Here is a 14,398-nt window from a genome sequence, read left to right on the forward strand (position 1 = left end):
ACATTGCACCACTATCGCCGCTTGCGACGCGTCGGTTTTGCTTTCGTTTTTACTATAACCTCAGGGACGGCAGGCTGCTCTATCGGAAATACGGGTAATGCGTTCAACAGGCGCTTACCGTAATTTTTGGTTAACAGACGTTTATCATAAATCACCACCTCTCCCCAGCAGCTATGACTGCGGATCAGGCGCCCCACCTGCTGAATCAGGTTGAATGACGCGCTGGGCAGGCTCTGGACTTCGAACGGATAGCGGTTGAGGCTTTTGAGCCATTCACCTTCGGTGATCACCACCGGGCTGTCTATTGGCGGGAAAGCTATCTTATGGATATGCACCTGGCTTAACAGCTCGCCTTTTAAGTCCAGACCTTCCGCAAAGGATTGCAGCCCAACCAGTACGCTGCGCTCGCCGCCTTCAACGCGTTTGCGGTGCAGCTCCACCAGTCGGTAGCGGGGCTTATCGCCCTGAACCAGCAGCAGCAGGCGCAGATCGGTCACGTGCTCGAGAAAACGCTGCATCGCTCTTCCGCTGGCGAACAGCACCAGCATGCCGAGATGCTTTTTGCTCTCGACCTGTTCACGGAAATAGGCGGCCATTTCGGCAATATGCTGCTCTTCGTTATCGATAAGCGGTTCATAATGCATCTGCGGAATGACGATTTTACCCTGTTCGACGTGGTTGAAGGGCGAATCCAGCGCCACAAAGCGATCTCCGGCTTTCTCTTTCAGCCCGCTCATCTCCTGCAGGCGAGAGAAGCTGTTCAGCGAACGCAGCGTCGCAGAGGTGACGACGATATGCGGGACGCTGCGCCAGAGCAGCCTTTCCAGCTGATCGCTGACGCGGATCCCCACGCAGTGGAACCAGATATGCATCTGACCATCGCGCAGATCGCGGGTAACCCATTTAGTCACCGGTGCGCCGGAGGACTGCGCCAGCGACGCCAGCCGCCACAGTTTACTTTGGCTTTCAAACATCCCCAGCGCGCGGTTCATCTGCAGCAGAACCCGGTGCAGACGCACCACATCGTGCGTGCCGGTTTTTTCGCCCAGATCGTTAAGGAACAGCTCCGCCAGGCCGCGCAGCGTTTCGGTGAGTTTCGCCAGCCGCTGGCAGATCTCCATGACTTCCTGCGGCAGTTCCCCCATCGGAAAGCGATGCTCCGCCTCCTGGCCGGCCGGCATGTAGAGATTGAGAATATTATTCAGCGAGGAGATTAGCTCGAACAGCTCCTCGCAGTGTCCAGTCAGACGTTCGGGATTCGCCAGCGGCGGCGTGGTCTTAGGGCGAAACTGCTCCATGCAGGTTGCAACCAGCTTAGTGAACAAATCCAGCTGCAGGCGATACCACGGGGCGGTAATTTCAGCGCTCATTTCCAGCGCATCGCGGGCGACCTCCGGCAGATGGTGGCCTTCATCAAGCACCAGCAGTAGATGCTTCGGCTCCGGCAGCACCGCTTCGCTCTCCATAGCCGCCATCACCAGCGCATGGTTCGCCACCACCACTTCCGCTTCCTGGATTTCCCGTCGGGCGACAAAGAACGGACATTCGCGATAATAATGACAGTTTCGATTCAGGCAGCTGGCTTTATCCGTGCTCAGGCGGCTCCACAGAGAATCATCCACGTTTTTGTCGGTATGATCGCGCAGGCCGTCCCATTTGTAGCTATCGAGATCCGCTTTCAGCGTTGCGCACAGCTTCTGCTCCGCCTGGTTGTTAGGCGTGAGTTCGTCATCAAGAAAGGCCAGCAAATCCTGCTGCGTCGGTTCCGTGCTGGCAAGCGCGGCCAGGTTACGCGGGCAGACGTAGCGCCCGCGGCCAAAGGCGGCGGTAAAGCGCAGATCGGGGATGATTTTGCGCAGCAGCGGCAGATCTTTACTGTAGATTTGGTCCTGCAGCGCAACGTTGGCGGTGCTGACCACCAGCGTTTTTTGCTCTTCGCGGGCAATAGCAATGCCAGGGATCAGATACGACAAGGTTTTGCCGACCCCGGTCGGCGCTTCAATCGCCAGGTGCCGCCCCTCTTCTCCGGCGAGCGTCTTCGCCACATCGGCGATCATCTGCCGCTGCGGAGGCCGGGGAATAAAGTCAGGAATTTGTTCCTGAAGCGCCTTATACCAGGCGGCGATTTGCGCTTTCAGCGCTGCGGTCAAAGCCATGAGAAAACCTGAATACTGTATAAACAGCCACTATTGTGCCATTTTTGCCGGGAGGGAGGTATCCCTTTTTCGGCAAACAGGAAGCGGTCTCGCAGAATCAGGTTGAAGTCGGTTTATGCAGCCACAACCAACGCTCGACATCCACTTAATGAATAATGTGTCATAACGTTATTTTATCCGGGCTGAATATAATTTTCAAAATACCAGCACAGTCACCAAAATCGCTATCAATTTAACTTTATGGGCATTCAAAAAAACATGAAGATGTTTAAAATCATCTAAACGAATTCCGAAAAATATCGTCAAAAAGACCGTGAAATTAAAATTAATCCTTTAATTTCAGATACATTAAGAATATCTACACTCATAATATATTATATCTTAAACGCTAATCCGTATACTGCTTTATGAACCCGCAGGGTCTGTAAATTATTGAGGGTATATATGGTTGCTTTTTTAATGTTATTAGTATCTGTCATTCTTTTGATAGTTGCAGGTTATAACTTTGTTAGTTATTGCAAAAATCGTAAAAATAGTTCATTGCCAAAAGTAAGATCTCATAAAAGATAAATAGCGAGCGGCAACATTGAAGTCAGACTTAGCGGGAGAGTGTTAAATTTTAATCGCGATGTGTTCTCAAAGGAACAAGCTGCGGTAGATTTCCCCACCGCAGCCAGAACAACTTTACTCAGCCGCAGCAGGTTTGCGCGGGCGGCGACGGCGAGGAGGCTTACCGTCCTGAGTGCGCGCTTTCGGCGCTTCGCCATCGGTGCGACGCGGAGCAGCCTGCTGGGCACGACCTTGTCCCTGACCACCACGTCCCTGGCCGCTCCGGCCCTGGCTCTGACCGCCACGACCGCCGCCGCGCTGCTGCTGGCGACCGTTCTGAATCGGCTCGGCTTTGATCGACGGATCCGGCTCGTAACCCGCAATGGCGATGCGCGGGATCTCTTTCTTCAGCAAGCGTTCGATATCATGCAGCAGCTTATGTTCATCTACGCAGACCAGCGACAGCGCTTCGCCCGTTGCCGCAGCGCGCCCGGTACGACCAATACGGTGCACGTAATCTTCCGGCACGTTTGGCAGCTCGTAGTTCACCACGTGCGGCAACTCTTCAATATCCAGACCGCGCGCGGCGATATCGGTTGCGACCAGCACGCGGATGCCGCCGGATTTAAAATCAGCCAACGCTCGGGTACGCGCGCCCTGGCTCTTGTTGCCGTGAATAGCGGCGCTGCGGATGCCGTCTTTATTGAGCTGTTCCGCCAGGTGGTTTGCGCCGTGTTTGGTGCGGGTAAAGACCAGAACCTGCTGCCAGTTACCTTCGCCGATCATCTGCGACAGCAGCTCGCGCTTGCGCTTTTTATCGACAAAATGCACCAGCTGGCTCACCTGCTCAGAAGCGGTGTTACGGCGGGCGACTTCGATTTCCAGCGGGTTATGCAGCAGCTTTTCCGCCAGTGATTTAATGTCGTCGGAGAAAGTTGCGGAGAACAGCAGGTTCTGCCGCTTTGCCGGCAGCTTCGCCAGCACCCGGCGAATATCGTGAATAAAGCCCATATCCAGCATACGGTCGGCTTCATCCAGCACCAGCACTTCGACTTTGTCCAGGCTCACGGCGTTCTGATGCTCAAGGTCCAGCAGACGGCCAGGGGTTGCCACCAGAATATCGACGCCGCTGCGCAGCTTCATCATCTGTGGGTTAATGCTTACGCCGCCGAAAACCACCAGCGAACGAACGTTAAGGTATTTGCTGTAATCCCGGACGTTCTCGCCAATCTGTGCCGCCAGCTCGCGCGTCGGGGTCAGGATCAGGGCGCGCACCGGGCGACGACCTTTGGCGTGGGGTTCTTTTTGGATCAGGTGCTGAAGCAGCGGCAGCGTAAATCCCGCCGTTTTGCCGGTACCCGTCTGGGCGCTGGCCATCAGATCGCGGCCCTGTAATACTGCCGGGATAGCCTGCTGCTGAATAGGGGTTGGCTCTACGTAGCCCTGCTCAGCGACGGCGCGCAGGATTTCAGGATTCAGGCCAAGGGAATCAAAAGACATAACAACTCCGAACCGCCCCGGCCCGTCACAGGCGTAGTTTTCAGGGAGATTATTGCGAAAGAGATGGCAAAAACCACAATGCCATGAAGTTGCGCAGTCTAGCAGATTTTGTGACGAACCGCATAAAATCTGCCGAAAAGAATCCTCTGCCTCACAAACGACAGCTCCCCGTTCTGTCGATGAGAAGCGGCGATGGCGCTTCGCGCCAGGCGTCCTCGAAATAGCACGTTTAATGCCTCGACAGGGAAGCCGCGAACAAAAGCAGAGAAGCGCCGCCGCAGGACGCGGCGGCGAAAGCAATTAACGCAGGCGATACTTAATTTTTTCGACCATCCTCGCGGTGGAAATACCGTAGCGATCGTGCAGGGTCGGCAGCGCGCCGGCCAGCAGGAATTCGTCAGGCAAGCCAACGGTATCCAGCTCGCAGCGCACGCCTTTGCGCATCAGCAACGCGGCAACCGCCTCCCCCAGTCCGCCAACCGAAGTATGGTTCTCGGCAGTAACCACCAGGCGACCGGGCTTCGAGGCCTGTGCAATAATCGTTTCTTCATCAAGCGGTTTGATCGTTGGCACGTGCAGTACGGCTGCGCTGATATTATCGGCCCGCAGCTTTTCGACCGCCTCGAGGGCGCGCATGGTCATCAGCCCGGAAGAGATAATCAGCACATCGTTGCCATCTTCAAGCAGCTTCGCCTTGCCCAGCTCAAACTGATAGTCGTACTTATCCAGCACCAGCGGCACCTTACCGCGCAGCAGGCGCATATATACCGGACCGTTATGGTCGGCAATCGCCGGTACCGCCTGCTCTATCTCCAGCGCATCGCATGGGTCGACGATGACCATGCCGGGAATGCCGCGCATGATCGCCAGATCTTCCGTTGCCTGATGGCTCGGCCCGTAGCCGGTGGTCAGGCCCGGGAGCGCCGCGCAGATCTTCACGTTGAGATGCTCCTCGGCAATGACCTGATGAATAAAATCATAGGCGCGGCGGGTAGCAAAAGCGGCATAGGTGGTGGCGAAGGGAATGAATCCCTCTTTCGCCATTCCTCCCGCCGCCCCCATCAGCAGCTGTTCCGCCATTCCCATCTGGAAAAAGCGATCCGGGAAAGCCTGCGCGAAAATGTGCAGATCGGTGTACTTTGACAGGTCCGCGGTCATACCAACGATTTCTGGTCGCTGCGCCGCCAGCTTCGAGAGCGCAACGCCAAACGGTGCCGGAATCGTCGCCTGACCTTCGTCAGCAATAGAAGCGATCATCGCGGACGTTTTTAAACGTGGTTTACTCTGGCTCATTACAGCACTCCTTCCGGTTTGTTGGCGTCCAGCACCGCAATCGCTTTTTGCCACTCATCGGCATCGACGCGAATAAAATGGTTTTTATCCCGGGTTTCGAGGAACGGGACCCCTTTACCCATCAATGTGTCGCATAAGATGACCCGCGGCTGGTTGCCCGCATGATTTTTCGCGTTATCAAAGGCGGCCATCACCGCCGCCAGATCGTTACCGTCGACGCGCTGCACGTACCAGCCGAAGGCGGCCCATTTTTCATGCAGCGGCTCAAAGCCGAGAATTTTGCGCGAATCGCCGTCCGCCTGCTGTTTATTCACGTCAACGATGTTGATCAGGTTCGTCAGGCCGTAATGCGCCGCCGACATCGCCGCTTCCCAGGTGGAACCTTCATCCAACTCCCCATCCGACATGGAGTTGTAGACCCAGGATGTGCTCCCTTTTTGCCGCAGCCCCAGCGCCATCCCGACGGCAATAGAGAGCCCCTGCCCCAGCGAGCCGCCGGACATCTCCATACCCGGGGTGTAGGTCGCCATTCCCGACATCGGCAGGCGGCTGTCGTCAGAACCGTAGGTTTCCAGCTCCTCTTCCGGGATAATTCCCGCCTCCAGCAGCGCCGCATAGTAGGCGATGGCGTAATGGCCGTGAGAGAGCAGGAAGCGGTCGCGCCCTTCCCACCGCGGCTCTTGCGGACGGTAGGTCATCGCGTGGCTGAACGCGGTGGCCAGTACATCCGCATAGCCTAATGCCTGGCCGATATAGCCCTGACCCTGAACCTCCCCCATGCGCAGGGCATAGCGGCGAATCCGCCACGCCGCCGCGGCGACTTTTTGTGCTTCGGTGATCTTCATCTGCTTGCCTCGCTTAGTGGATTAACATGCCGCCGTTTACGTCAAGAGTGATACCGGTAGAGTAGGAAGAGAGATCGCTGCCGAGGAATAGCGCGGCGCGCGCGATGTCAACCGCATCGCCGAGGCGGTTCATCGGGATTCCGGCGAGGATGTTGGCCGTCATTTCGTCGGTCAGCTTACCGGCGGTGATATCGGTCTGGATCAGCCCCGGGGTAATGCAGTTGACGCGGACGTTGTCCGGACCCAGCTCGCGGGCCATCGCTCGCGCCAGGCCAAGCACTCCGGCCTTTGCCGCACTGTAGTGCGGGCCGCCGAAGATACCGCCGCCGCGCTGGGCGGAAACCGACGAGATACAGACAATGCTGCCCGATTTTTGCGCCCGCATCGCCGGGATAACCGCCTGCGACATCAGCAGCGTACCGCGCAGGCTGACATCCAATACCGCGTCATAGTTGGCACGTTTAATGTCCATCAGCTTCAGCGGCTGGGTGATACCGGCGTTATTCACCAGCACGTCTACCCGACCATATTTCGCCAGAATCTGTTCCATTGCCGCCTGAACCTGAACTTCATCGGCGACGTTTGCCGCCAGCCCGAGATGGCCTTCGCCTAATGCCGTCGCCGCGGCTTTGCTGGCTTCGCCATTGAGGTCGATAATGACCACTTTAGCGCCGTTTTCGGCAAATAACTTCGCGGTAGCAAAACCCAAACCGCGTGCGGAGGCCGCGCCAGTAATAATGGCGACTTTATCTTTTAATAACATATTTTTACTCCATGACATTACGTCATATTAATTAACAGGATATATTTCCGTTATTGTGGCTCATCGAGAAAGAGAATAACCAGCAAACCAATTGCTGCGCAGATACCAAAATAAGTAAATACAGAATTAAAGCTGCCGGTCTGGTCCAGTAAAAATCCCGCAGCCATCGGGGCAACAAATCCGCCAAGGTTGCCACCGCTATTAATAATAGAAGAGGCGATCGGATAGGTTTTACTGTCCGAAACGGCCATACCGTAAGCGGTAAAAGCCGGCCAGCCGATATTTAAACAAAAGCCGACGAAGAACAAACCAATACAGACCGCCAGGGTACTCGCTGGAATATTCAGCATGATTAACATCATGACCACCGTTGAAATAGCGGTAAACATCATGGTGGGTTTACGCCGACGGCCTAATACTTTATCTGAAATCCACCCTCCGGCGATCGCGCCAATAAAACCGCCGATGCACGGCATACTTGCCACAAAGCCCATGCTCATCACATCAAAACCGCGCTCTTTGACTAAATACAGCGGGATCCAGGTTAATAATCCGTACAGTACGCTAACCATCATAAAATAGGCCAGACAGTCACCGAGAATATTTTTTGAGGTAAATAATCCTTTCGCCGTATCGATAGGCGCCATTTTCTTCACTCGAATAATTTTATCCAGCCAGGTAAAACGATTGGCAATTAAGATATTTTCGCGCACAAGGTTATCATCGGTTTCACGCCCGGCATTGATCTCTTCCAGTTCGGCTGGTGAAACAAATCCGCTCTCCGAGGGTTTTGACTTAACCAACAGGTACCACGCTATCGCCGCCACAATCCCCGGTATCGCAAAGGAGAAAAAGACCCACCGCCACCCCCAGGTTACCGCAATCCACACCGCCAGCGGCGGAACGATGATCGGCGCAAACATGGTAGCTGCAATGTAAACGCCCGTCGCCGTGGCTTTCTCTTTCGGCGGGAACCAATTGTTAATGGTTGAAGCCAGTCCTACCGGGCACGGCCCTTCGCTAAGACCCAGTCCCAGACGCACCATTTTCAGACCAAAAACGGAGCTCACGGTGCCCATCAGCCAGGTAAAAGCGGAAAAGCCGAAAATGGATAGCGAAACCAACCCCCGGGTACCGCGTTTGGCAATAAAGAATCCTGCCGGGATCTGACTTACCGCATAGCCCAAAAAAAACATGCTGGCGATGGCCCCGGCTTCAAAGTTATTGATATGAAACTCATCAATGATAAACGGCAGCACCGCGCCGATATTCGTTCTGTCAGCGTAATTTATGGCATACACCAGAAAAATCATCGTCAAAACCACGAAACGATATTTTGTTTTCCTGGCGTCAGTACAGACAACAGTCTCTATACGTGACATAGGGTATCCTCATTATTGTTTTATGTTTTTGTCGCGAACCTTACCGCATCGCGCCTTGGTATCAGGCCTGTGGTTGCAATATAACAACCCAAAAAAGAAAGGGTATTCAAAAAACCTCAATTATGAGTGAGAAAAATTTGCTTCGTGACTGCACGCAAATTCCTGCGAATTATGTTGCCTGGCATCCCTCGCCCTAAAACTGTTAACTTCATCACGAATTACGCCATTACTTATTTTGTCTCTATGTTATGCTGATGTGCCATTGTGGAGATAAGGGCGAGCGTAGCTTCTTGCGAAGTAAAAATAATACCACCAGACATTTTCTATTTGCTGGAGAAATGATGAATCAGCCGCTGCAAAATAAAAGTTTACCGATGCCCTCCTTACGCAATATTCAGGCATTTATTGAAGTGGCGGATACCGGCAGTCTCAATCTGGCCGCAGAGCATCTCAATATTACGGCCTCAGCGGTCAGCCATCAGATAGCCAGCCTGGAACAGTATCTCGGAAAGAAAATATTTTCCCGCAGCAGTAAAGGCATGGTGTTAACCGCAATTGGTGAAAAATATCTTAAAGAGGTTTCCGGAGCGTTAAATATTATTGGCCAGGCCACCAATCAGGTGATTAACGATATCCATCAGGATTATTTACGCATTCACTCCGCGCCCAGCTTTGGGCTCCTGTGGCTGATGCCCCGCCTGAATAAATTTCGCCAGGCCTGGCCCGAGCTTAAAATTAGCCTGACCTGCTCTTATGAAAGTATCCAGTTCTCCCGCGATAATATTGATATCGATATTCGCCATGGGCTCTCACAATGGCCGACTCTGGTGGTCAAAACCATAAAAAATGAACGCATGCTCCCCTATAGCTCATCAACTTATTTAGCCAGCCGCGAAGTTCAGACTATTGAAGACTTACTGGCCTGCGATCTTATCCACTCCGACAGCACGCTGATCGGCTGGAGCAACTGGTTATCCTGGCACAAGGTTCGCGGCTGGAATAAGAGATTTATTTTTAATTTTGACCGTTCCTATATGAGCATTGAGGCCGCACGCATGGGTATGGGCATTATTCTTGAAAGTAATTTGCTGGCCGGTCAGAGCGTTCGGCAACGGCACCTCGAGCCGGTTTTTTCCAGCGACGCGAGTATGCCGGTTAACGCCCATCACTTCGTTTTGCCGCACCCTAACGAGCAAAAAGAGAAAGTGAAGATCTTTTTTAACTGGGTTGCCGAAGAGCTCAGTCATGAGGGATTTCATATCTAATCGTCGATGCTGGACAAAGCAGCAACCTGCGCCTAGAGTTAATCAATCGATTGATTAATTCTTTCAGCGTGATGACCACCACACCGACTACCAGCAAGGGAGAGCAGGCGAAAAGCCAGCTCATCGCCGCCGCTATCGCCCAGTTCGGCGAATACGGCCTGCACGCCACGACCCGCGATATTGCCGCCCAGGCCGGGCAGAATATCGCTGCGATCGCCTACTATTTTGGTTCTAAGGACGATCTCTATCTCGCCTGCGCCCAGTGGATCGCCGATTTTATCGAGCACAATTTCCGCCCCCACGCGCAGGCGGCAGAAGCGCTATTCGCTCAGCCTCTTCCGGACAAAGCCGCCATGCGCACTCTGATTCTGCGCGCCTGTCAGAATATGATTTTGCTGCTGACCCAGGATGATACGGTTAACTTGAGCAAATTTATCTCCCGCGAACAGCTATCGCCGACTGCGGCCTACCGGCTTATCCACGATCAGGTCATTGCTCCGCTACACTGCTACCTGACCCGTTTAATCGCCGCTTATACCGGCCTTAACCCTGACAGCACGCAGATGGTGCTGCACACGCACGCGCTACTTGGCGAAGTGCTCGCCTTTCGTCTTGGTCGGGAAACGGTGCTACGCCGCGCGGGCTGGGCTGAATTCGATCGGCAAAAAACCGAGCAAATTTTTGAAGTTATTACCTGCCATATAGATTTCGTTCTGGAAGGATTATCGCAAAGGGGTCTGGAGTCATGAAAAAACCGCTCATCGTCGTTGTGCTGCTTCTCCTGCTGGCCGCTGTCATTGGCGGAGGCTGGTGGTGGTACCAGAGCAGCCAGCAAAAAGAGCTCACGCTTTATGGCAACGTGGATATTCGCACCGTTAACCTGAGCTTTCGCGTGGGCGGACGGCTGGCATCGCTCAGCGTCGACGAGGGCGATGCGATAAAAGCCGGGCAGACGCTGGGCGAGCTTGATCGCGCGCCCTACGAAAACGCCCTGCAGCAGGCGCAAGCCAACGTTTCCACCGCCCAGGCGCAGTACGACCTGATGATGGCGGGATATCGCTCGGAGGAGATTGCCCAGGCCGCCGCCGCGGTCAACCAGGCGCAGGCGGCTTACGACTATGCGCAGAACTTCTATCAGCGCCAGCTGGGGCTACGCAAAAGCAGCGCCATCTCCGCGAACGATCTGGAAAACGCCCGCTCCTCGCGCGATCAGGCCCAGGCGACGCTGAAATCCGCGCAGGATAAGCTGCGCCAGTATCGCGCGGGGAACCGTCCGCAGGAAATCGCCCAGGCCAGAGCCAGCCTCGAACAGGCGCAGGCCGCGCTGGCGCAGGCGAAGCTGGACCTGCACGATACCACGTTGACCTCGCCGTCCGACGGAACGCTGATGACCCGCGCCGTCGAGCCGGGCAGTATGCTTAGCGCGGGCGGTACCGTAATGACGCTGTCGTTAACCCATCCGGTATGGGTACGCGCCTACATCGATGAAACCAACCTGGGCCAGGCCCTGCCGGGGCGCGAAGTGCTGCTTTACACCGATAGTCGCCCGGATAAACCCTATCGCGGCAAAATCGGCTTCGTCTCCCCTACCGCTGAATTCACGCCGAAAACCGTGGAAACCCCGGACCTGCGCACCGATCTGGTTTATCGCCTGCGAATTGTGGTCACCGATGCCGACGACGCGCTGCGTCAGGGGATGCCGGTCACCGTCGCTTTCAGTCATGGAAACGGCCAATGAGCGAAGACGTGATTACGCTGAGCGGCCTGACCCGGAGCTTTGCCGGGATGGACCGCCCGGCCGTAGCGCCGCTGGACTGCACCATTCACTCCGGCTATGTGACCGGTCTGGTGGGCCCGGATGGCGCCGGAAAAACCACCCTGATGCGCATGCTCGCCGGGCTGCTGAAGCCCGACGCAGGCAGCGCAAAGGTGATCGGCTTCGACCCGATTGCTGACGATAGCGCCCTGCACGCGGTGCTCGGCTATATGCCGCAAAAATTCGGTCTGTATGAAGATCTGACGGTGATGGAAAATCTCACGCTCTACGCCGACCTGCGCAGCGTGACCGGCGAGGCGCGGGAGAAAACCTTCGCCCGGCTGCTGGAGTTTACCTCTCTCGGCCCCTTTACCGGCCGGCTGGCGGGTAAGCTTTCCGGCGGCATGAAGCAGAAACTCGGCCTGGCCTGTACCCTCGTCGGCGAGCCGAAGGTGCTGCTGCTGGATGAGCCCGGCGTCGGCGTCGACCCCATCTCACGCCGCGAGCTGTGGCAGATGGTACACGAGCTGGCGGGCGACGGGATGCTGATCCTCTGGAGCACCTCCTACCTCGACGAGGCCGAGCAGTGCCGGGACGTTCTGTTGATGAACGAGGGCCAGCTGCTTTACCAGGGAGCGCCAAAAGAGCTGACGCAAACCATGGCGGGACGCAGTTTTTTGATTTCCAGTTCCCGGGAGAATAACCGCCGCCTGCTCCAGCGCACCCTGAAGCTACCGCAGGTCAGCGATGGCGTCATTCAGGGTAAATCGGTACGCCTGATCATTAAAAAAGAGGCCAGCATCAGCGAAGTACGGAACGCTGCCGGTATGCCGCCGCTGGAGGTCGCTGAAACCGCGCCGCGTTTTGAAGACGCCTTTATCGACCTGCTCGGCGGTGCCGGTACCGCCGAATCGCCGCTGGGCAAAATTATCCATACCGTGGAAGGCTCCCATGAGGACACGGTGATTGAAGCGCAGACCCTGACCAAGAAATTCGGCGATTTCGCCGCTACCGATCACGTCGATTTTCAGGTCAAACGTGGGGAGATTTTCGGCCTTCTCGGGCCTAACGGCGCGGGTAAGTCTACCACTTTTAAGATGATGTGCGGCCTGTTGGTCCCCACCTCCGGTAAAGCGCTGGTTCTGGGGATGGACCTGAAGGTCAGCTCCGGCAAAGCGCGTCAGCATCTGGGCTATATGGCGCAGAAGTTCTCGCTGTACGGTAACCTTTCCGTTGAGCAGAACCTGCGCTTCTTCTCCGGCGTATACGGCCTGCGCGGACGGGCGCAGAACGACAAAATCGCCAGCATGAGCGAGGCGTTCGGCCTGAAAAGCATCGCCAGGCAGGCCGCCGACGATCTGCCGCTTGGCTATAAACAACGCCTGGCGCTGGCCTGCTCGCTGATGCATGAGCCGGATATCCTGTTTCTTGACGAACCCACTTCCGGCGTCGATCCCCTCACCCGCCGCGAGTTCTGGCTGCATATCAACAGCATGGTCGATAAAGGCGTCACGGTGATGGTGACCACCCACTTTATGGATGAGGCGGAGTATTGCGATCGTATCGGTCTGGTCTATCACGGCAAATTGATCGCCAGCGGCACGCCGGACGATCTGAAGGCGCTGGCGGCGGATGAAAAACAGCCTGACCCAACGATGGAGCAGGCATTTATCACCCTCATCCATGACTGGGATAAGGAGAACGCCGGTGAGCGCTAAACTGCTATCGTGGCGGCGCGTACGCGCCCTGTGCGTGAAAGAGACGCGGCAGATCGTCCGCGACCCCAGCAGCTGGCTGATTGCGGTGGTGATCCCCCTGCTGCTGCTGTTCATTTTTGGCTACGGGATTAACCTCGACTCCAGCAAGCTGCGGGTGGGCGTGCTGCTGGAGCAGCAGAGCGAAGAGGCGCTGGATTTTGTCCATACCATGACCGGCTCCCCCTATATTGACGCCACCATCAGCGATAACCGCCAGGAACTGGTGCAGATGATGCAGGCGGGACGCATTCGCGCCCTGGTCACCCTACCGGTGGACTTCGACCAGAAGATGGCCCGTCCCGGCGACGACGCGCCGATCCAGCTCATCACCGACGGCAGCGAACCCAATACCGCTAACTTCGCCCAGGGCTACGTCGAAGGCATCTGGCAAATCTGGCAGCAGCAGCGGGCGGAAGATCGCGGTGAAACCTTCGAGCCGCTGATCGACGTGCAGATGCGCTACTGGTTTAACCCGGCCGCCATCAGCCAGCATTTTATTATCCCCGGCGCGATTACCATCATTATGACGGTGGTCGGCGCGATCCTGACGTCGCTGGTGGTGGCCCGCGAGTGGGAACGCGGCACGATGGAAGCGCTGCTGTCGACCGAAATTACCCGCGCCGAGCTGCTGCTGTGTAAGCTGATCCCCTACTATTTTCTCGGCATGCTGGCGATGCTGCTGTGTATGCTGGTGGCGGTGTTTATTCTCGGCGTGCCGTTCCGCGGTTCGCTGGTGATTCTGTTTTTTATTACCAGTCTGTTTTTGCTGAGTACCCTGGGCATGGGGCTGCTGATTTCCACCATCACCCGTAACCAGTTTAACGCCGCGCAGGTCGCGCTGAATGCCGCGTTCCTGCCGTCAATCATGCTCTCCGGGTTTATTTTTCAGATAGACAGCATGCCGGCGATAATTCGCGCCGTGACCTACGTGATCCCGGCGCGCTATTTTGTCAGCACTCTGCAAAGCCTGTTTCTGGCGGGCAATATCCCGGTGGTGCTGTTGGTGAACGTGCTGTTCCTGATCGCCTCGGCGGTGATGTTTATCGGCCTGACGTGGCTGAAAACCAAACGACGTCTGGATTAATTTGCCTGCGCGCCCCCCGGTACAAGGGCTGGCAAACGGGTAGCCCGG

General features: G+C 55.8%; 12 protein-coding genes. 6 read left to right on the top strand and 6 right to left on the bottom strand.

Features of this window, described 5'->3' with window-relative positions; all coding sequences use genetic code 11:
• Positions 1–11 precede the first annotated feature (11 nt).
• Complete coding sequence (gene dinG / locus ACSIPU_RS07755) at positions 12–2,156, bottom strand: ATP-dependent DNA helicase DinG (RefSeq protein ID WP_023320613.1); 2,145 nt, start codon at positions 2,154–2,156, stop codon at positions 12–14.
• A gap of 459 nt (positions 2,157–2,615) precedes the next feature.
• Between dinG and ACSIPU_RS07760 the strand changes: the two genes are divergently transcribed.
• The gene (locus ACSIPU_RS07760) at positions 2,616–2,726 is read left to right on the top strand and encodes a small membrane protein (RefSeq protein ID WP_224226336.1); all 111 of its coding nucleotides are present in this window, start codon (positions 2,616–2,618) and stop codon (positions 2,724–2,726) included.
• 114 nt (positions 2,727–2,840) lie between these two features.
• On the opposite strand, the gene rhlE is transcribed toward ACSIPU_RS07760, so the two are convergent.
• The 5 genes from rhlE to ACSIPU_RS07785 form a co-directional block, all read right to left on the bottom strand.
• On the bottom strand, positions 2,841–4,205 hold the full coding sequence (rhlE, locus tag ACSIPU_RS07765) for an ATP-dependent RNA helicase RhlE (RefSeq protein ID WP_016808143.1): 1,365 nt from the start codon (positions 4,203–4,205) through the stop codon (positions 2,841–2,843).
• 300 nt (positions 4,206–4,505) lie between these two features.
• Positions 4,506–5,498: a transketolase family protein gene (locus ACSIPU_RS07770; RefSeq protein ID WP_016808144.1), complete on the bottom strand. Its 993-nt coding sequence runs from the start codon at positions 5,496–5,498 to the stop codon at positions 4,506–4,508.
• A complete protein-coding gene (locus ACSIPU_RS07775; RefSeq protein ID WP_196558073.1) occupies positions 5,498–6,343 on the bottom strand; it encodes a transketolase in 846 nt (281 codons plus the stop codon). Before ACSIPU_RS07775 ends, ACSIPU_RS07770 begins: the two co-directional genes overlap by 1 nt.
• A 13-nt stretch (positions 6,344–6,356) precedes the next feature.
• Positions 6,357–7,106, bottom strand: coding sequence for an SDR family NAD(P)-dependent oxidoreductase (locus tag ACSIPU_RS07780; protein WP_004100470.1), 750 nt, complete (start codon positions 7,104–7,106; stop codon positions 6,357–6,359).
• Positions 7,107–7,156: 50 nt separating this feature from the next.
• Positions 7,157–8,488, bottom strand: a complete 1,332-nt coding sequence (locus ACSIPU_RS07785) for an MFS transporter (protein WP_004100469.1) — start codon at positions 8,486–8,488, stop codon at positions 7,157–7,159.
• Positions 8,489–8,829: 341 nt separating this feature from the next.
• Between ACSIPU_RS07785 and ACSIPU_RS07790 the strand changes: the two genes are divergently transcribed.
• The 5 genes from ACSIPU_RS07790 to ACSIPU_RS07810 all read left to right on the top strand — a co-directional run bounded on the left by ACSIPU_RS07790 (position 8,830) and on the right by ACSIPU_RS07810 (position 14,350).
• Entirely contained in the window at positions 8,830–9,753 is a 924-nt protein-coding gene (locus ACSIPU_RS07790; RefSeq protein ID WP_196558078.1) for a LysR substrate-binding domain-containing protein, read from the top strand.
• 71 nt (positions 9,754–9,824) lie between these two features.
• A complete protein-coding gene (gene cecR, locus ACSIPU_RS07795; RefSeq protein ID WP_024273947.1) occupies positions 9,825–10,502 on the top strand; it encodes a transcriptional regulator CecR in 678 nt (225 codons plus the stop codon).
• Entirely contained in the window at positions 10,499–11,491 is a 993-nt protein-coding gene (gene hlyD / locus ACSIPU_RS07800; RefSeq protein WP_196558074.1) for a secretion protein HlyD, read from the top strand. The genes cecR and hlyD overlap by 4 nt, the downstream gene beginning before the upstream one ends.
• On the top strand, positions 11,488–13,227 hold the full coding sequence (locus tag ACSIPU_RS07805) for an ATP-binding cassette domain-containing protein (protein ID WP_196558075.1): 1,740 nt from the start codon (positions 11,488–11,490) through the stop codon (positions 13,225–13,227). Before hlyD ends, ACSIPU_RS07805 begins: the two co-directional genes overlap by 4 nt.
• The gene (locus tag ACSIPU_RS07810; RefSeq protein WP_029779306.1) at positions 13,193–14,350 is read left to right on the top strand and encodes an ABC transporter permease; all 1,158 of its coding nucleotides are present in this window, start codon (positions 13,193–13,195) and stop codon (positions 14,348–14,350) included. The genes ACSIPU_RS07805 and ACSIPU_RS07810 overlap by 35 nt, the downstream gene beginning before the upstream one ends.
• Positions 14,351–14,398 lie beyond the last annotated feature (48 nt).

It is taken from the genome of Klebsiella sp. HN106 (assembly GCF_051209435.1).
GTDB classification, from domain to species: Bacteria; Pseudomonadota; Gammaproteobacteria; order Enterobacterales; family Enterobacteriaceae; genus Klebsiella; species Klebsiella oxytoca.